At 73.5% G+C, this 17,969-nt stretch carries 12 protein-coding genes and 1 riboswitch; of the genes, 8 read left to right on the top strand and 4 right to left on the bottom strand.

Annotated features, from left to right (window positions below):
- Window positions 1-36 precede the first annotated feature (36 nt).
- The 8 genes from NAMU_RS00780 (at window position 37) to NAMU_RS00815 (ending at window position 9,490) form a co-directional block, all read left to right on the top strand.
- Window positions 37-2,115, top strand: a complete 2,079-nt coding sequence (locus NAMU_RS00780; RefSeq protein ID WP_041369569.1) for a magnesium chelatase subunit D family protein — start codon at window positions 37-39, stop codon at window positions 2,113-2,115.
- Complete coding sequence (gene cobO, locus NAMU_RS00785) at window positions 2,115-2,732, top strand: cob(I)yrinic acid a,c-diamide adenosyltransferase (protein ID WP_012814068.1); 618 nt, start codon at window positions 2,115-2,117, stop codon at window positions 2,730-2,732. The genes NAMU_RS00780 and cobO overlap by 1 nt, the downstream gene beginning before the upstream one ends.
- Window positions 2,733-2,736: 4 nt before the next feature.
- Window positions 2,737-5,283 carry a cobyrinate a,c-diamide synthase gene (locus NAMU_RS00790; RefSeq protein WP_012814069.1) on the top strand — a complete coding sequence of 849 codons (2,547 nt, stop codon included), beginning with the start codon at window positions 2,737-2,739 and terminating at the stop codon, window positions 5,281-5,283.
- A gap of 60 nt (window positions 5,284-5,343) precedes the next feature.
- Entirely contained in the window at window positions 5,344-6,501 is a 1,158-nt protein-coding gene (cobA, locus tag NAMU_RS00795; protein WP_012814070.1) for a uroporphyrinogen-III C-methyltransferase, read from the top strand.
- A gap of 5 nt (window positions 6,502-6,506) precedes the next feature.
- Window positions 6,507-6,636, top strand: a riboswitch (cobalamin riboswitch).
- Between the two features lie 29 nt (window positions 6,637-6,665).
- Window positions 6,666-6,887, top strand: coding sequence for a CbtB domain-containing protein (locus tag NAMU_RS00800; RefSeq protein ID WP_012814071.1), 222 nt, complete (start codon window positions 6,666-6,668; stop codon window positions 6,885-6,887).
- 13 nt (window positions 6,888-6,900) lie between these two features.
- Window positions 6,901-7,692 (top strand): CbtA family protein, encoded by a 792-nt coding sequence (locus NAMU_RS00805; protein ID WP_012814072.1) that lies wholly within the window; start codon window positions 6,901-6,903, stop codon window positions 7,690-7,692.
- Window positions 7,689-8,726: a nicotinate-nucleotide--dimethylbenzimidazole phosphoribosyltransferase gene (gene cobT / locus NAMU_RS00810; RefSeq protein ID WP_012814073.1), complete on the top strand. Its 1,038-nt coding sequence runs from the start codon at window positions 7,689-7,691 to the stop codon at window positions 8,724-8,726. The genes NAMU_RS00805 and cobT overlap by 4 nt, the downstream gene beginning before the upstream one ends.
- The gene (locus NAMU_RS00815) at window positions 8,723-9,490 is read left to right on the top strand and encodes an adenosylcobinamide-GDP ribazoletransferase (protein ID WP_012814074.1); all 768 of its coding nucleotides are present in this window, start codon (window positions 8,723-8,725) and stop codon (window positions 9,488-9,490) included. Before cobT ends, NAMU_RS00815 begins: the two co-directional genes overlap by 4 nt.
- Here NAMU_RS00815 and NAMU_RS00820 read toward each other — a convergent pair.
- From NAMU_RS00820 to NAMU_RS00835, 4 genes are read right to left on the bottom strand one after another with little or no spacing between them, the layout of a single operon-like run.
- A complete protein-coding gene (locus NAMU_RS00820; protein WP_012814075.1) occupies window positions 9,480-10,739 on the bottom strand; it encodes a TIGR02679 family protein in 1,260 nt (419 codons plus the stop codon). The two genes, NAMU_RS00815 and NAMU_RS00820, sit on opposite strands and share 11 nt — an antisense overlap.
- Before the next feature lie 8 nt (window positions 10,740-10,747).
- Complete coding sequence (locus NAMU_RS00825; protein ID WP_012814076.1) at window positions 10,748-14,977, bottom strand: TIGR02680 family protein; 4,230 nt, start codon at window positions 14,975-14,977, stop codon at window positions 10,748-10,750.
- Between the two features lie 29 nt (window positions 14,978-15,006).
- Complete coding sequence (locus tag NAMU_RS00830) at window positions 15,007-16,407, bottom strand: TIGR02678 family protein (protein WP_012814077.1); 1,401 nt, start codon at window positions 16,405-16,407, stop codon at window positions 15,007-15,009.
- The gene (locus NAMU_RS00835) at window positions 16,404-17,957 is read right to left on the bottom strand and encodes a TIGR02677 family protein (RefSeq protein WP_012814078.1); all 1,554 of its coding nucleotides are present in this window, start codon (window positions 17,955-17,957) and stop codon (window positions 16,404-16,406) included. The genes NAMU_RS00830 and NAMU_RS00835 overlap by 4 nt, the downstream gene beginning before the upstream one ends.
- Window positions 17,958-17,969: the final 12 nt, after the last annotated feature.

A 17,969-nucleotide genomic window follows, 5' to 3' on the forward strand; every position in this document is an offset into this window, starting at 1 on the left:
GACACCCGCACGAGTCGAGAGGCGGCCGCTGCCGCGATGCGCACGTTCCCGTTCACCGCCGTCGTCGGCTCCGACGACATGGCCCTCGCGCTGATCCTGACCACCGTCTCGCCCGAGGTCGGCGGCGTGCTGGTGCGGGGAGAGAAGGGCACCGCCAAGTCGACCATGGTTCGCGCGCTGGCCGGACTGCTGCCCGCGGTCGACGTCATCGAGGGCTGCCGGTTCTCCTGCGACCCGGCCGACCCCGATCCGGCCTGCCCGGACGGCCCGCATCCGGCCGGTGCCCCGGCCACCACCCGCCCGGCCAAGCTGGTCGAGCTGCCGGTCGGCGCGACCGAGGACCGGGTGATCGGCTCGCTGCACCTGGAGAAGGCGCTGACCGCCGGGGTCACCGAGTACGAGCCCGGCCTGCTGGCCGCCGCCCACCGTGGCCTGCTCTACGTCGACGAGGTCAACCTGCTGCACGACCACCTGGTCGACCTGCTGCTGGACGCCGCCGCGATGGGCCGCGGCACCGTGGAACGCGAGGGCGTGTCGATCGCCCACGCCGCCCGGTTCGTGCTGGTCGGCACGATGAACCCGGAAGAGGGCGAGCTGCGCCCGCAGCTGCTGGACCGCTTCGGGCTGACCGTCGAGATCGCCGCCCCGCGGGACCCGGCGGTGCGGGCCGAGGTAGTGCGGCGCCGGCTGGCCTACGACGCCGACCCGGACACCGTCGCCGCCCGCTACGCCGACGCCGAGGCGGACCTGGCCCGACGCATCCGGTCCGCCCGGACCGGGTTGCCCACGGTGGTGCTGGGCGACGGCGCCTTGACCAAGATCGCTCAGGTCTGTGCGTCGTTCGAGGTCGACGGCATGCGCGCCGACCTGGTCACCGCCCGCGCCGCCGTCGCGCACGCCGCCTGGCACGGCCGCCGCTACGTCACCCGTGAGGACATCCGGGCCGCCGCCCGGCTGGCCCTGCCGCATCGGCGCCGCCGCAACCCGTTCGACGCGCCGGGGCTGGACGAGGAGCTGCTCGACCGGATCCTCGGCGACGACGAGCCCGACCCGCCGCCCCCGGGACCGGAGGTCGACCCCAGCCCGCAGGCGCCGGCCGACGCCGGGTCCGAACCGGCGGACGGCCCCCGCACCGAGGCCGGCTCCGACGCTGACTCCGGCTCGGACTTTGACTCCGGCTCCGACTTGGAACGGGTCGAGGAACCGGCGACCGCCCAGGCCGCCGACCCGGCAACCGAACCAGACCGGGCCAGCAACCCGACCCCGGCCACCGGCCCGGCCCCCGCCGGAACCGTGTCCGGCACCGGACAACCGTTCCGGCCCAAGCTGTTCACCGTCGCCGGGGTCGGCGCCGGGGAGCCGGGGCGGCGCTCCCGCGCGATCACCAGCAACGGCCGGACCGTCGGCGCCACCCCGTTCGTCGGGCGAGGTGGCGCGGTGCACCTGACCGCGACCGTCCGGGCCGCCGCCCCCCATCAGCGTCGCCGCGGCCGCACCGGGCCGGGCCTGCTGGTCGGCCGGGACGACCTGCGGCTGGCGGTCAAGCAGGGTCGCGAGGCCAACCTGGTGCTGTTCTGCGTCGACGCCTCCGGGTCGATGGCCGCCCGCGCCCGGATGGAGGCGGTCAAGGCCGCCGTGCTGTCCCTGCTCACCGACGCCTACCAGCGGCGGGACAAGGTCGGGCTGGTCACCTTCCGCGGGGGCGCCGCGGACCTGGCGTTGCCGCCGACGTCGTCGGTGGAGGCGGCCGCGCGGCGGCTGGAAATGCTGCCGGCCGGCGGTCGCACCCCGCTGGCCGAGGGCCTGCTGTGCGCGGCGCACACCCTGCGGGTGGAGCGGATCCGGGACCCGCGGCGCCGTCCGCTGCTGGTCGTCGTCACCGACGGGCGGGCCACCTCCGGACCGGATGCGGTGGCCCGGTCCCGCCGGGCAGCCACCGCGCTGGCCGCCGAAGGGATCGCCGCCCTCGTCCTGGACTGCGAGACCGGCCGGTTCCGGATGGGACTGGCCGCGCGGCTGGCCGAGCACCTGCAGGCCGACTACGTGCCGATCACCGACGTCGCGGCCTCCGTGCTGACCACCTCGGTGGCCCGTCACCGGGCGCGGGTGGCCTGATGCCCCAGGCGCAACCGCTCGTCGTGCCGGCCGACGGGCTGACCACCCGGCAGCGGCGCAACCGGGCGCTGCTGATGGTGCACACCGGTGACGGCAAGGGAAAGTCGACCGCGGCGTTCGGCATGGCCCTGCGGGCCTGGAACCAGGGCTGGTCGGTCGGGGTGTTCCAGTTCGTCAAGTCGGCCAAGTGGCGCATCGGCGAGCAATCGGCCCTGGAGGCGCTGGACGGTGTGCACGCGCAGACCGGCGCCGGCGGACCCATCGAGTGGCACAAGATGGGCTCGGGCTGGTCGTGGCTGCGCCGCGACGCCGACACCGCCGACGACTATGCCGCCGAAGCGGCCGAGGGCTGGGCCGAGATCAAACGCCGGCTGGCCGCCGGCGCGCACCGGCTGTACGTGCTGGACGAATTCACCTACCCGATGAAGTGGGGCTGGGTCGACGTCGACGACGTGGTGGCGACGCTGGCCGGCCGGGCCGAGGGCCAGCACGTGGTGATCACCGGCCGGGCCGCGTCGCCCCGGCTGATCGAGGCGGCCGACCTGGTCACCGAGATGACCAAGGTCAAGCACCCGATGGACGCCGGGCAAAAGGGCCAGCGGGGCATCGAGTGGTGACGCCGTGACGAGCCTGCCCCGGGTGGTGATCGCCGCCCCGGCCTCCGGTCACGGCAAGACCACCGTCGCGGCCGGGCTAATGGCCGCCCTGGTCCGGGCCGGACACGTGGTGTCGGGGCACAAGATCGGGCCGGACTACATCGACCCGGGCTACCACGCGCTGGCCACCGGCCGCCCCGGCCGCAATCTCGACCCGCACCTGGTCGGCGAGGACCGGCTGGTCCCGCTACTGCTGCACGGCGCCGCGGTGCCCCGACCGGCCGACATCGCGGTGGTCGAGGGCGTGATGGGCCTGTTCGACGGGGCCATCGGCCGCGACGGCTTCGCCTCCACCGCGCACGTCGCCACCGTCATCGACGCCCCGGTGGTCCTGGTCGTCGACGTGTCCGCGTCCGCCCGCACCATCGGCGCCGTCGTGCACGGCCTGCGCGGCTTCGACCCGGCGGTGCGGGTCGCCGGGGTGATCCTGAACAAGGCCGGCTCGGCCCGGCACGCGCAGGAGGCCCGGGACGCGGTCGAACGGATCGGCGTGCCGGTGCTCGGCGTCCTCTTCCGCGACGACGGGATCAGCGCTCCCTCAAGGCATCTCGGGCTGGTGCCGGTGGCCGAACGGGACGACGCCGCCGTCGTCCTGGACCGGCTGGCCGGGCAGATCGCGGCCCGGATCGACCTGGCCGCCGTCGTGCGGATCGCCCGGTCGGCGCCGGACCTGGCTGCGGCTGCGTGGGCGCCGCCGCCGCGAGTCCCCATCGACGGGCCGGCGCCGGTGATCGCGGTGGCCGGCGGGCGGGCCTTCACCTTCCGGTACGCCGAGACCGAGGAACTGCTGGCCGCCGCCGGCTGCCGGCCGGTCGTCTTCGACCCGCTGGCCGGTGAGGCGCTGCCCGATGGCACCGCCGGGCTGTACCTGGGCGGCGGTTTTCCCGAGGTGCACGCGGCCGAGCTGGCCGGCAACGCGGCCCTGCGGGCGAGCATCACCGCGGTCATCGGGCGCGGGCTGCCGACGGTGGCCGAATGCGCCGGCCTGCTGTACCTGTGCCGCAGCGTCGACGGCGCGCCGATGCTGGGCGTGATCGACGCCGCCGCGACCATGACCGCCCGGCTCACCCTGGGCTACCGCGCTGCCGTCGCGCCGTCCGGCAGCGTGCTGGCCGGGGCCGGTCAGGCCGTCACCGGGCACGAATTCCACCGCACCACCGTCGATCCCGGGTCGGGCGCGACCCCGGGCTGGCTGATCGACGGGGCCGGGCACGGCTTCGCGCTCGACCCGGCCGGCACCGGCACGCCGACCGTGCACGCGTCCTACCTGCACACCCACTGGGCCGGGCAGCCGGAGCTGGCGGCCCGGTTCGCCGCCGCCGCGCACGCCTGGACGGGGAGTGAATCCCCTACGGCGCGGATCCGGCCCTGCCCGCCGCACACCCTTCATCCGAACCCGCCGCCGGTCACACCGGAGCCGAATCTGTTGCATCACGGTGATCTCGAGGTCGGGCCCGGCCTGCTCGACTTCGCCGTCAACGTCCGCTCGGCCGCACCGCCCGGTTGGCTGGCCGAGACGATCGCGGCGACCATCGCCGACCTGGGCCACTACCCGCGGGCCCAGGCGGCGACCGAGGCCCTGGCCTGGCGGCACGGCCGGCCGGCCGAGCAGGTGCTGCCCACCGCGGGCGGCGCCGAGGCGTTCACCCTGATCGCCCGAGCCCTGCGACCCCGGCGACCGGTCGTCGTGCACCCCCAGTTCACCGAGCCGGAGGCGGCGTTACGGGCCGCCGGACACGTCGTCGACCGGGTCGTGCTGCGGGCCGCCGACGGTTTCACCCTGCCCGACGGGGCCGTGCCCGCGGACGCCGACCTGGTGATGATCGGCAACCCGACCAACCCCACCGGCGTGCTGCATCCGGCGGCCCGGCTGCGGGCCCTGCTCCGGCCCGGCCGGGTCGTCGTGGTCGACGAGGCGTTCATGGACGCCGTCCCCGGGGAGCCGGAAACGCTGGCTGCGGACCAGGTTCCGGGGCTGCTGGTGCTGCGGTCGCTGACCAAGACCTGGGGGATCGCCGGGCTGCGGGCCGGCTACGTCGTCGGCGACGCCGAGCTGATCGCCCGGTTGGCCGAGCACCAGCCGCCCTGGTCGGTGTCCAGTCCGGCCCTGGCCGCGATCACCGCCTGCTGCGCCGATGACGCCGTGGCCGAGGCCGCGCTCCTGGCGTCGGCGGTCGACGGGCCCCGGGCGGTGCTGATCGACGGGCTGCGCCGGCTCGGCCTGAGCGTGCCCGGCCACCCGGCCACGCCGTTCGTGCTGGCCGACACCGCCCCCGTGATCCCGTCCGGCGCGCCGCCGGGCTGGATCCGGGACGCGCTGCGGGAACGGGGGATCGCGGTCCGGCGCGGGGACACCTTCCCGGGCCTGGGGCCGACCTGGATCCGCGTCGCGGTCCGGGACGCGCACCTGATCGGCCGCCTGCTCGATACCCTCTCCGACGTACTGACCGCCTCACCGCACCCCCCGAATGGAGTTGATCATGGGAAGAATGCCGTTTTGCCGGGCCGATAACGGGCTTCTCCCCATGATCAACACCAGGATGGGTGGGGCGGATGGAGTGGGCGGGGTCGGGTGGGCGGCGTGACCGGGGCGAGCGGGTTCGGGGCGCTGCTGCCGGTGGCCGGCCGCGCGGTGCTGATCACCGGCGGCGAGGAGGGTGCGCTCGGCCGGATCGCGGCCCTGCGCGAGGCCGGGGCCGACCTGCACGTCGTCGCGCCCACGGTGGCCGCGTCCGTGCTGGACCTGGCCGAACGGGGACTGCTGCGCTGGGACGCCCGGCCGGTCGAGCCGGCCGACGTGGCCGCCGCCTGGCTGGTCGTGCTGGCCGGCGCCCCCGAGGTCGATGCCGCGGTGCGCGGGTGGGCCGAGCAGCACCGGACCTTCTGCCTGGACGATCCGGCCGACCCCGCCGAACCCACCGCTCCGGCGAGGGGGTCCGCCGGAGTCGGGCAGGTGATCCTGGTCGGCGGTGGGCCCGGCGATCCGGGCCTGATCACCGTGGCGGGTCTGGCGGCGGTGCGAGCCGCGGACGTCGTCGTCACCGACCGGCTCGCTCCGTTGGCCGTGCTGGACCAGGTCCGGCCGGGCACCGAGATCGTCGACGTCGGCAAGATCCCCCGGGGCCGGTTCACCCCGCAGGAACAGATCAACGCGATCCTGGTCGAGCACGCGCGGGCCGGCCGAACGGTGGTGCGGCTCAAGGGCGGCGACAACTTCGTGTTCGGTCGTGGCGGCGAGGAATGGCAGGCCTGCGCGGAGGCCGGCATTCCGGTGCGGGTGATCCCGGGGGTGAGTTCGGCGGTCGCCGTGCCCGCCCTGGCCGGGATCCCGCTGACCCACCGCACGGCCAACCAGGGGTTCACCGTGATCACCGCGCACGTGCCGCCGGGCGATCCTCGCTCGACCCTGGACTACGCCGCCCTGGCCCGGTCCGGTACCGCGCTGGTGATCATGATGGGGGTGGCCACACTGGGGGCGGTGGCCGCCGAACTGATCGGACACGGCCTGGACCCGGCCACGCCCGCGGCCACCGTCGCCGACGGCGGATTGCCCGAGCAGAGGGTGGTTCGCGGCACGCTGGCCTCGATCGCCGACGACATCGCCGTCGCCGGTCTGAAGGCGCCCGCGATCACCGTCGTCGGGTCGGTCGCCGCGTTCGACCCGTCGGCCGGGGGCGCCCCGGTCGAAGCCCCGGGGGGCCCCGCGCCCGGCGGCGCCGGCCCACGTTGACCGCAAGATCACCGGGCAGCTACGGTCATCGGGTTCCAGCGGTTTCGGGAAGCCGGTGCAAGTCCGGCGCGGTCGCGCCACTGTGAGACCCGAAAGGGTCGAGTCAGACCCCGATGCCGTCCGGCTCCGTCGAGTGGGGGCGCATCAACCCCCGAGGAGGTCTCATGTCCCAGGCCGCTGCTGCATCGATTCCGGTGCCCACGTTGGCGATTCCCGTCATTCCCGTCCGGCAGATCCTGCCGTGGGCGATGTTCGTCGGGTTGCTCGCCCTGATCGCGCTGTACTTCGTGTCGTCCGAGCAGGGCGCCTTCGCGGTGTTCGCCGGGACCGGCATCCACGAATGGGTACACGACGGGCGTCACCTGCTCGGCTTCCCCTGTCACTGACCCGGGCGAAACAATGCTGACTGCACGGACTTTCCTGGTCCGCGGATTGCTGGCCGGCCTCATCGCCGGCATCGTCACGTTCGGCGTGGCCTACGTCATCGGGGAACCGCCGGTCGATGCCGCCATCGCCATCGAGGAAGCCGGGAGCCCGGCCGCCGACAGCCACGACATGGCCGGCATGACGCAGGGCGAGGGTCACTCGCACGGCGACGAGGCCGAGGTCTCCCGCTCGACCCAGTCCACCTGGGGACTGGCCACCGCGACGATCCTGTTCGGGGTGGCCCTGGGCGGGATCGCCGGTCTGGCTGCCGCTTTCGCCTGTGGCCGGCTCGGGCGGCTCGGCCCCCGGGCCAGTTGCGTGGTCGTCGCGGCCACCGGATTCGTGGCGATCTACCTGGTGCCGTTCCTGAAGTACCCGCCCAACCCACCGGCCGTCGGCAACCCGGACACCATCGGCCCGCGGACCGCGTGGTACTTCGGGATGCTCGCCGTGTCCGTGGTCGTCGCCGTGGCGGCTATCGTGCTGGCCCGCCGGCTGGCGCCGCGCCTGGGCAGTTGGCACGCCGGGTTGGCCGCCGGCGGTGGCGCGTTGGCGATCGTGCTGGCGACCGCCTGGTTGTTGCCGACGGTCGACGAAGTACCGGCCGGTTTCCCGGCCGATCTGCTGTGGCAGTTCCGGATGTCGTCGCTGGCCGTCCAATTCACCCTCTGGGCCGTGCTCGGCATCGCCCTGGCCAGCATGATCGGCGTGGTCACGGACCGGACCGCGCAGGCGGCCCGCCCCCTGACCGGCGCCGCGGCGTGAGCCCGGTCGTCCCGCCGTCGGCCGAGGTCGCCGCTCAGGCCCGGCACTGGGTCGACTCCCTGGCCAAGCCGGTCGGGGCGTTGGGTCGGCTGGAGGACGTGGGGATCTGGTTGGCCGCCTGTCAGGGCTGCTGCCCCCCGGAGCCGTTGCGCGACATCCGGGTCGTGGTGTTCGCCGGTGATCACGGTGTCGCCGCGCACGGGGTGTCGGCCTACCCGAGCGCGGTGACCGCGGCCATGGTGCGGCTGTTCCACACCGGCCGCGCCGGCGTGGCCGTCCTGGCCCGGCAGCACGGGGTTCGGTTGCGGGTGCTGGACATCGCCGTCGACGACGACCTGGTCGGCCTGCCGGCCGACGTCGGCGCCCACAAGATCCGTCGATCCTCGGAGCCGATCCATCTGTCCGACGCGCTGACCGTGGCGCAGGTCCGGGCGGCCGTCGGTGCCGGGCGGGCGGTGGCCGAGCAGGAGTGTGGAAGCGGGGCGCAGCTGCTCATCTCCGGTGACATGGGCATCGGCAACACCACGCCGTCCGCGGCGTTGATCGCCGCGATGCTCGGATTGCCGGCCGAGGACGTGACCGGCCGGGGCACCGGCATCGACGGCGCCGCCCTGGCGCACAAGCGAGACCTCATCGCGCAGGCCCTGTCCCGGATGGGTGATCGACGGGCTGCCCCGCTGGATCCCGTCGATCTGCTGGCCGGGCTGGGTAGCGCCGACATCGCCGCCTCGGCCGGTTTCATGGCCCGGTCGGCCGACCTGGGCGTGCCGGTCCTGCTCGACGGGGTGGTGTCGGTGGCCGCGGCCATGGTCGCCGACCTGCTGGCGCCCGGGGCGGCGCGGTGGTTCGCCGCCGGGCACCGGTCCACCGAACCGGCTCAGTCCGCCGCGCTGGCCAAGTTGGGCCTGGAGCCCCTGCTCGATCTGGGCATGCGCCTGGGTGAGGGCAGCGGCGCGGTGGCCGCGGTCCCGCTGGTCCGATCGGCGGTGCTGATTCTGCGCGAGATGGCCCAGCTCGCGGACGTGGTGGGGTGAATCCGACGGCCGACGGGCTGCGATTGGCCGTCGGCACCCTGACCGCGGTGCGGGTACGCCCGCCCGGCCGGGTCGATCGCCCGACCGCGCGGGTGGCGATGGTGCTGGCCCCGGTCGCGGTGCTCCCGTTGGGTGGGCTGGCCGCGGCGGTCGGCGGGCTCGGGGCGCTGGCTGGCCTGGGGCCACTGGTCGTCGCTGCTTTGACCATCGGGGCGGTCGCGCTGGGTTCCCGCGGCCTGCATCTGGACGGGCTGGCCGACACCGCCGACGGCCTGGGCTCGGGCTACGACCGGACCCGGGCGCTGGAAATCATGAGGCGCGGCAACGTCGGGCCGATGGGGGTCACCACCCTGGTCGTCGTGCTGGTGGCCCAGATCGCGGCGACCGCCGCGATGCTTGCCCGGCCGGGCGGTTTCGTGCTGGTCGGGGTGCTGGTCTGCCTGTCCCGGTCGGCGCTGCTGCTGGCCTGCGCCCGCGGGGTGCCGCCGGCCCGGCCCGACGGGCTGGGCGCGATGGTCGCCGGGGTGGTGCCCCGCGCCGGTACGGTGGCCGGCCTGCTCGTGACCGCCGGGATCGCCGCCGCGGTCGTGCCGATCGCCGGGTCGGCCTGGTGGTGGGGTCCGCTGGCTGTGCTGGTGGCCGGGTTGGCGGTGGCCGGGCTGCTGACGCGCTGCGTGCGCCGGTTCGGCGGGATCACCGGCGACGTCATGGGGGCGACGATCGAGATCGCCCTGCTGGCGCTGCTGGTCGTGCTCAGCCGCTGAGCGGCTTTTCTCGGCCGCATTCGGCGAGATCGGCGAGCAGGATGTCGACCATCCGCTCCTCCATGACCGCCCGTCCGGTGGTCGCCATCAGCGACTCCAGCGCGGGGTCCCAGGGCGATGCGGCCGGCGCCCCGCGGAGCGGCTCGGTCGGTAAACCGGTGGCAGCCAAGCCCCGTTGGTAGTCGTCGCTCGACATCCGCCACGGGCGGGCCCGGTACCGGGTGATTGCTTCAGCGGTCGTCCGCAGCCCCGTCCAATCGAAGTCGCCGCGCCAGTGGACGACGCCGGTGGCTCCGGCGACCAGGCGGTGGCAGGCGGCGGACGGTACGCCTTCACTGCAGATCAGCGGTGGGTGGGCCGGGCTCCACTCGCCGACGGCCGCTCGGAGCACGGCCGGGTTCTCGCAGACGAACACCCGTGGCGCGGTCAGCGTCACCGGCGCGGCGGTCAGCTGGTGCAGGGTGAGCCGGAACGGGATGCCCAGCTCCGCCGCCCCGTGCAGCCAGGACGCCACCGCATGGTGTTCCAGCGGACGGACGCCCAGGACCAGCACCTGGCTGGCCAGGTCGTCGACGATCACGCCCGCCGCCTGCCACCGGGCCCGTCGTTGGGCCGCCGTCGTCGGTGCGTCGACCCCGTGGGCCCGCGCCAGCGCGCGCAGCACCAGCCCGGCGACCGGACTGCCGGAGAGCGCCTTGGTGTGGCCGGTCGCCCGTTCGGCCAGAACTGGGAGGGCGACGCCCGTTGCGGGCAGCAGCGCGAGCACGTCGACGGCCTGCGCCAGATGTCCCGCGTCGCCCCGGTGGACCAGCCGGGTGACGGTGCCGTCGGCAATGAGGTCGTCCAACCAGGGTTCGAACCAGGGCTGGTCGAGGAGCCGACCGGCCCGTTCCCTGGCCTGCCGGACGGCGGTTTGCCGGGCGGCCGCATCCTGGTCCCGTTCGGCCGGCCGGTCTCGCAAGGGGCCGTCGACGGCGATGACCGCATCGGTCAGGGAGAGCGCGAACGCGCGATGCAGGGCGGCGTCCAGGGCAGCCAGGGGCAGGCGAACGGATCTGACCCCGGGCGGCCGATGCGAACCGGTGAGTCCGATGACCAGCTTGCGCTCGGCCTCGGTCGGGTCCTTGACCGTCAGCGACCCGGTCAGCGCGCCTCCAGTTCGCTCCAGACGGGCCCGGGCCAGCCGCAGGATCCGCGGCCAGGGCGGCTCCCGCAGCGCCACGACGGGTTCGGGCGAGGGTGCGCTCATCCGGCGGGTCAGTCCGGGCCGAGAAGTCCGGACCCGTCCGAAGGCCGACGTCGGGAACCTGGTGACCCCAGCGCGGCGGCGAGATCATCACCGGCTTCGGTGATCCCGGCATCAGAGAGGATCTCCGAACCATCCCAGACCAGCAGCAGTGAGCTCACGGCATGTTCAAGTGCGGAGTGAGCCAGATCGTGGTGTGCGCAGCCGGGCACCGTCGGGTAGGTCGCCCACAGGTCGTACCCGGTCATGAACAGGTCCAGGTCGAACTGGGTGGTCAGACCGAGCAACTCGCTGCGTCCGGCGTCGTCGATGCCGGCGAACGCCTCGTCCAGGGCCAGCAGCCGCGGGCAGTGCGGCTCGGCCGACGACAACATGACGTGGGCCGCAGCGAACAACGGCAGGTGCAGCGACACCGACTGCTCGCCTCCGGACAGCGTGCTGTGCCGGGCCTGGGTGAGCCGGTCCTCCTGACCGTCCGGCCCGACCAGAGTGAGCACGAAGGTGCGCCATCCGCGGTAGTCCAGCGCCTCGGCCAGGATGTCGGGATAAGGCCGATCCTCGCGCTGGGCTCGCAGATCTTTGATGCGTCCGGCGAAGTGGGCTCGCATGATCGCCAGTTCGTCCACGGACAGCGCGCTGGCCTCACGTTCCAGGAGGCGGGCCACTTCTCGCTGGGCCGGGTCCAAATTGTCCGCCTGCGCCCAGGAGATGCCGACGGTGGCACCGGAGGACATCCGCCGGCCGCGCATCTCGCGGTTCATCTCGGCGACCAGATCGCGTGCCTCGGTGGTCCTCTCGTGTATCTGTTGGGCCAGCCGGCCCAGCAGGGCGTCCTCCAGGATCCGTTGCTCGGACTCGCTGAGCAGGGCCTCCTGCTCTCGCCGGGCGGCGGCGATCCGGCGCGCGAAGTCACCGATCGAGGTGTATCCCTGCTCGTCGGAGACCTTGACCACGATGACGTCCTCGACCGGCTCCCAGTCGGGCCGGAAATCATGACCGGCGCTCGCGAGCTGGTCCTGGAGCAGGGTCAGCGACGCCGCCACCCGGGTACGGCTGGACTTGAGCGAACTCTCGTTGGGGCGCAGGTCTCCGGTGGCCGCCAAGACCTCCCGGAGCAGGGTCGTCACCGCGGCAGGCAGGGCGTCGATGATGTGATCGGCGTCGGCCGGGAGCGCGTCGGTGGCGGTGGCGACCAACGCGGTTGGATCGGGCCATTGCTCGCGAGCGGTCGGCCAGGCGGGCGTGGTGCTCAACCGCAGGACGTCGGCGACGTCGGGCCGGCAGTAGGGCCGCAGCCGCAGGCAGTCCCGTTGGGCCTCGACGACGGCGTTGGCCAGCGAATCGACGGCGCCTTGGGCGGCGCCGCGCCGCTCGCCGGCGGCGTCCCGGGCGTCGCCGTGGGCCTGCTCGGCGACGCGTTCCGCGGTCCGGGCATCGCGGTGCTCGGCGGTGGCCCGATCGATCTGCCCGTCGAGTTCGTCGACGGCGACGCCGACCGCGGCCCGCAGGGTTCTGAGCTCCTCCTCTCGAGCCCGATGACCGGTGCGGGAGAGCTCAGCCTGTTCGGCGGCCTCGGCCAGCCGATCCCGCGCCCGGATCAGCTCTTCGACCGCGGTGTCCCGCGCCCGGCGGCGCTCGGTGGCGGTGGTTCGGGCCCCGCCCAGCTCCGCCCCCGCCCGTCCGAAAAGGGCGACCGCGGCGGCGATGCCGTCGACCAGGTCGGGTTCGGCCGGCATCGATCGAGCGGCGGCCAGCCCGAGCAGGGCATGGTGCCGGTGGTGATGGGCGGCGATGGCCTGATCGAGATCGCTTCGGGCGTTGTCCACCTCGCCGTGGACCGCCCGGGCCGCGGCCGATTCCCGCTCGACCCGCCGGATGGCTGTGGTGAGCGGTCCGGTCGTCGGGAGGGCGGAGCGCGCCTGGTCGACCGCGTCGAGCATCGCCTGCAGCGCTCCGATCGCCGCCCCGGTGGCGTCGACCTGAGCGAGGACGTCGGCGATCTGCCGATCCAGGGCGGCCAATCGCTGGGCCCGGCGTCGAGACCGGGCCGTTGCACCGATGTACTCGGCGTGGGCCTTGCGGTGCGCGCCCAGCTGGAGCCCCTGTCGGAATCGTCCCAGCCGATCGATGGTCGGTGCCGCTCCTGGTCCCGATCCGGAGGGCTCGCCGACCGCGATCGAGGCGAGCACCGCCTCGATGGTCGAGATCCCTAGTGCGCCATCGGTTTCGGCAACCAACAGGGTGCCGAGCGGGGAGACGCGAGGGCGTTGCTCGGCCGGCAGCGGCAGCAGCACCGCGTCGGACTCGCCGGGATCGGCCGACCCATCCGGACCGATCCAGGCATCGAGCAGGTTGGCGGCCTCCAACGCGGCCTCGACCGCGGCCGCAGTGTCGTCATCGATCCCCGGGGCGAAATCGATCAACGCCCACAACGGGGCGCCGACCCGACCGTCCCTTCGCCCGGTGCGGGCCGCGAAGGCCGGGGGTGCCTGGTCCTGTTCTTCGGCGACCCGGGTCCGATCGGCCCGGATCGCGGCGAGCTGATCGCCCAGGAGGTTCAAGGTGTCGCCGAGCCGCCTGACCTCATCCCGGCGTGTCTGCCGGGCGTCGGCGATCTGCGCATCCAGGACGGCGGACAGCGGTGTGCTGCCGGACTCCCCGGCCCTGTCCACCGAGTCGACCAGGGCGGCGTGCACCGTGTCGGCCAGCCTGGGCGCGCCTGCCAGGCTGTCCAGTAGCGGTCCTCGCGAGCTGATCCAGTCCGCCAGCACCAGCTGGACCCGATCCCGCTCGGCGACGACGGCGGCCTGGGCCGCCATCAGGGCGGATTCGACGGCCTCCAGCCGCTCCTGGGCCCGGTCAAGGCGGCGTTGGGCCAGGTCGCGTTCGCGAGCCGCTTCGGCCACGCCGGCCATCGCGACCCGGACGGCCGCGACGTCGTCCTCTCGGGCCGTGATGCGCGCGGCCACCCGCTGGTCCAGGTGCTCGTCATCGACCTGGTCGTTGGTGTCCCAGTCGATGCCGGCGTCCCGGGCGGCCTCGGACAGCTCCGCGGCTCGCCGGCTGACTGCGGATAGCGCGTCTTCGTAGGCGGCTGCCGTGCCGGCTCGGGTCCGTTCTCGCTGCGCCGAGTCGGCCTCGGCCTGATCGCGGGCCTGGGCGTCCCGGTTGGCCGCCCGGCCCAGGTCGGCCGTGGCGTCCGCGAGCCGGTTGAGCTGCTCGCGGTCGCGGTAGGCCGATGAAGCCTTGAGCGAGTCCAGCCGGGACGTTGCTTCTTGCAGCCGATCCCGGGTCGCAGAGAGGTGCTGCTGCGCGGCGTCGCGGGCGGCGGCGGCCCGGTCTCGGGCGGCGAGCGCCGCGGTCAGGCTGACCCGAGCGGCGTCGATCGCCTCGAGCCGTACCGTCAGCCGGTCCGCCTCGGCGCGCGCGTGCGTGCGCAGGTAGGTGGTGTACCCCACCAGAAAAGCCGCCGCGGCGGCGTCGGCCTGGACCAGCCCGGACAGGGTGCGTTGGACGTTCTCCATGTCGCTGAAGGAATGGGCGGCCTCATCGACCAGGTGTTCATCCAGCGGGCGCAGACCGTCCGCCAACGCCCGGGACAGGCCTTTGGGGTCCAGATTCTTGGCCAGTTGGGGGCGGCGCAGCGTGAGCAGCAGGGTCAGCATCTGCTCGTACCGGCCGATGCCCAGGCCGAACAGCCGGGCGTCGACCGCGGTCCGATGAGCGAGCGGGCGTTCGGCCATCGTGGCCGGGAGGTGGTCCACCTCGGCCTCGAGCTGCCGTTTCGTCAGCGGCCGATCGTCCTCGCCGATCAAAGAGAAGTCGACGCCGACCTGGCCGTCGACCACGAAGTACCAGCGGGAGACCCGTTCGTGGTGACGCTGCGCCCGCAGTCCGGCGCCGATGGTCACCACTTCTCCGGCCGGATTCCCCGCTCGGCGGAACTCCATCCAGACGTACCCGTAGGCCGCTTCCTGGCCGCGGTAGAGCAGGTTGGCCTTCATGGTGCGCTCGTCACCGGCGAACGGGTTGAGTCGGCGCGGTTCGATTCGGCCATCCAGAACGAACGGGAACAGCACCTCAAGGGCCTTGGTCTTGCCCGATCCGTTCGGTCCGCGCAGCACCAGCCGGCCGTCGGCGAAGACGAACTCGTCGTCGCGGTAGTCCCACAGATTCACCACACCGCACCGGGTGGGCCGGAATCGGTCCGTCCTGGGCTCGGTGGCGCCGGAGTCCGTCACGCCCGATGACGGTAACAGGCCCGGCCCCGTCAGTCCTCCAGGTCGAACAGCCCGGCCGGGCGGTCGGTGGGCCGCACCGTGACCACGGCATTGCGGTAGCGGGCCAACAACGGCCGGGCCAGCACCCCGCCCGGCACCCGGATCACCATCTCCAACTCGGCCAGCAGCTCCAGCGCCGTTTGCAGCAGGCGATCCGGATCGGCCACAAATGCGGCCGACAGCGCCGTGCCGTAGGTGCCGATCAGGTCGCCCACGGCCGCGCGCAGCCAGCCGTCCTCCAGGAAGGGGTAGGCCGTCGGGGCCGCGTGGTCGTTCTCGTCGTCGTTGTCATCGCTCTCGACACCGTCTGGCTCCCGGTCGTCGCCGTCCTCGGCGAGCTGGGCGACCAGGTTGGCCCGGGGCAACGCCGCATCAAGGGAGTTCACCCATCGCTCGCTCCGGGCCGTATCGGCGGTCAGCTCGGTCAGCGGGGCCTGGTCCGGATCCACGACGCGGTCGGCGATTCGGTTGGCCAGTAACAGCGCCATCTGCGCTCGGGTGCCCGAACCAGGGAACCGGCGGTCCGAGAACATGCCTGAGACGTCCAACAGGGCAACGCCCTCGCTGCGTCGTTCGATGGAAAGGCCGGTCATTTCGGCTACTTCGGCGGTCGGTCCGGGGGCGCGCAACATGCCTCGATCGGCCGCGTCGAGATCGGCGTAGTAGACCACCGGTTGCTCGACCAGCGCGCGCCGGACGCGCTGGGCCGATTCTCGGCGGCGGGTGTCCCGGCTGACCCCCTGCGGCCGGTGCAGCAATGCGCGCGCCGTGCCGATGTGCTGTAGGACGGGCGAGGGACGATACAGGGCGCGCAACACGTCGCGGTCGATGTCGTACAACGCCTCGCCGACCGAGGGATCGTCGACCCAGCGTCGAGCACTGCCGTCGGCCAGCCGGATCGCCCCACGGGCTTCGAGCCACCCGGCGGCATCGACGAACCCGGACCGGTCAGGGTGCCGATCCAACGAGAGCTCCAGGCCGTCGATCCGTTCAGCCTCGGCCGCGACCCGTTCGGCAAGTTCCGATAGTGCGATCTGGGTACCGGCGCGCCCCAGCACGGCCAGCGCCAGGCAGAGATAGGCATATCGGCGCCGATCGAACGGTCGGTCGAGCTGGGCGCCGGCCAGCGCCGGCTGGCTCGCATCGAAGGCGTCCCGCACTCGGGAAAGCCGGGCCGTCGTCGACGTCAGCTCCAGGCGGTAGCCGAACAGGTCGGCCAGTTCCGTGCGCAGCGGCACCGCCCATCGCCGAACCAACGGCAACGCTTCCGCATTCGGGTAGCTCGCCGTGATCAACGGCCAGGTCAGCAGGACCCGGGCGGCCCGTTGGTAGGCGGCGCGTTCCAGCAATGTGACCGCGGCGCCGCTCGGCTGGTCGAGCGGGCTGTTCATCGTGATCCGACCCGATCAGGGCCGGACGCGCTGACCGTCAGGGCCATTCGATCCAGCCGCAACACCCCGCGGACGGTCTCGACCGCGGTCGACTGCTCCTGCGGGACAAGCGTGAGCCGGACCCCGAGCGTCGAACCGGTCGCCGGCACCCGCCCGGAGACTGGCACCCTGGCACCCAGGGCGACGTCGAGCAGTGAGAACAGCAGTGCAGTCTCGGGTTCGGAGAGGATCCGGCCGGCCAGCGGTGAGCTGGTCAGAGACCCCGCGGCCCCGGTGCGGGCCGACCGGTCCGCCAGCTGAGTTGCCCGCAACCGTCGGCGCCCGGCCTCGTTGCGGTCGAGCCGGGCCGGTGGCCCTGGGCTGCCCTGCTTGCCCGATTCCACCAGGGTGCGAGAGAGCTCGACCGGGTCGGCCTCCCACCAGGTGCGGCGGGTCGGAATCAGCTCGGGATCGGGGTGGACCACGCTGACGTGGCGTGGCCGGCTCAGGTCGAACGCGGCGACGAACAGCGCATGGGCGGAGGGCAGGTCGGTCGTGGCCGCGAACCAGGCGGCCAGGTGGCGGAGCTGGCTCTCCCGGTTGACCCCGCCCAGCCGGGCCTCGGTCACCCGGCGGAGCAGGGCCAGGACGGCGGCGACCGCGCTGATCGTGGCATCTTGCAACCGGTCGGCCTCGCTGCGGTGCGTTTCGCCGGGCACGGCGACGAACCAGTGCACCAGCCCGTCCCATCGCTGCCGCCAGTCCTGGAGTCGATCGGCCGGGCTGCGAAAGATCCGCTCATCGGCTTCGGCGGCCAGCTCGACCAGCCGGTCCACCCCGCTGTCCCGCACCGCCTGCACCGCGGCCGTCAACCGCGGCGCGAAGCGAGCCAGCTCGGTGGAGAACTCCCGCAGGTGGGCGATGAGCGCGTCCTTGTGGGTCAGGAACAGCTCGGCGCTGCTGTCCGTGCTCTTGGACAGATCCGAGAGCATCAGGTAGAACCGGGCGGCTCGTTCGGCCATCTCGCCCAATACCGAGTCGAGCCGGTTCAGCTTGCGATAGACCAGGTCGGCGTCACCGGCCCGATTGGCGGCGGCCAAGTCGAGCAGGTCGGTGAGCAACTCGGGCAGCACCAGGCGGGACAAGGTGGCGTCGTCCAGCCGGGCGCCCAGCACGTCCTCCACCGCTCGATAGGCGCGATAGCCGGCCTGATTGAACTGGTAGACGTAGTGCCGGTTGCGATACTCGGCCAGCGTGGCGGCTCGGGCCCCGTCGTAGCTGCGGTCCAGGACCTGCCAGCCGTACAGCTGGTCGAGCAGGGGATTGACCTCGTCCGGGGCGAGCGCCGGGACCGCGCCGCTCGGATGGTCCTGGGCCAGCGAGGCCAACGACGCGCTCACTTCGGCGGCGTGCTGCAGCACCACGTAGTTGGCCCGGCTGCGCTCCATGGCCCGCAGCACCCACAGGTAGGAAATGCTCTTCTCCGCCGTCGTGAACGCGAACAGCCGTAACCGCTCGCTATCGGTGAACCCGGGATTGAACGTCGCCGGGATGGCGTCGGGCTCGCTCACCCGGCCGAGCCT

The organism is Nakamurella multipartita DSM 44233 (assembly GCF_000024365.1).
GTDB classification, from domain to species: Bacteria; Actinomycetota; Actinomycetes; order Mycobacteriales; family Nakamurellaceae; genus Nakamurella; species Nakamurella multipartita.

Bases quoted from the DNA above. Each gene is read 5' to 3' on its own strand.
- NAMU_RS00780 (WP_041369569.1), top strand. From the start codon at position 37: ATGCGCACGTTCCCGTTCACCGCCGTCGTCGGCTCCGACGACATGGCC.
- cobO (WP_012814068.1), top strand. From the start codon at position 2,115: ATGCCCCAGGCGCAACCGCTCGTCGTGCCGGCCGACGGGCTGACCACC.
- NAMU_RS00800 (WP_012814071.1), top strand. From the start codon at position 6,666: ATGTCCCAGGCCGCTGCTGCATCGATTCCGGTGCCCACGTTGGCGATT.
- NAMU_RS00805 (WP_012814072.1), top strand. From the start codon at position 6,901: ATGCTGACTGCACGGACTTTCCTGGTCCGCGGATTGCTGGCCGGCCTC.
- NAMU_RS00820 (WP_012814075.1), bottom strand. From the start codon at position 10,739: ATGAGCGCACCCTCGCCCGAACCCGTCGTGGCGCTGCGGGAGCCGCCC.
- NAMU_RS00830 (WP_012814077.1), bottom strand. From the start codon at position 16,407: ATGAACAGCCCGCTCGACCAGCCGAGCGGCGCCGCGGTCACATTGCTG.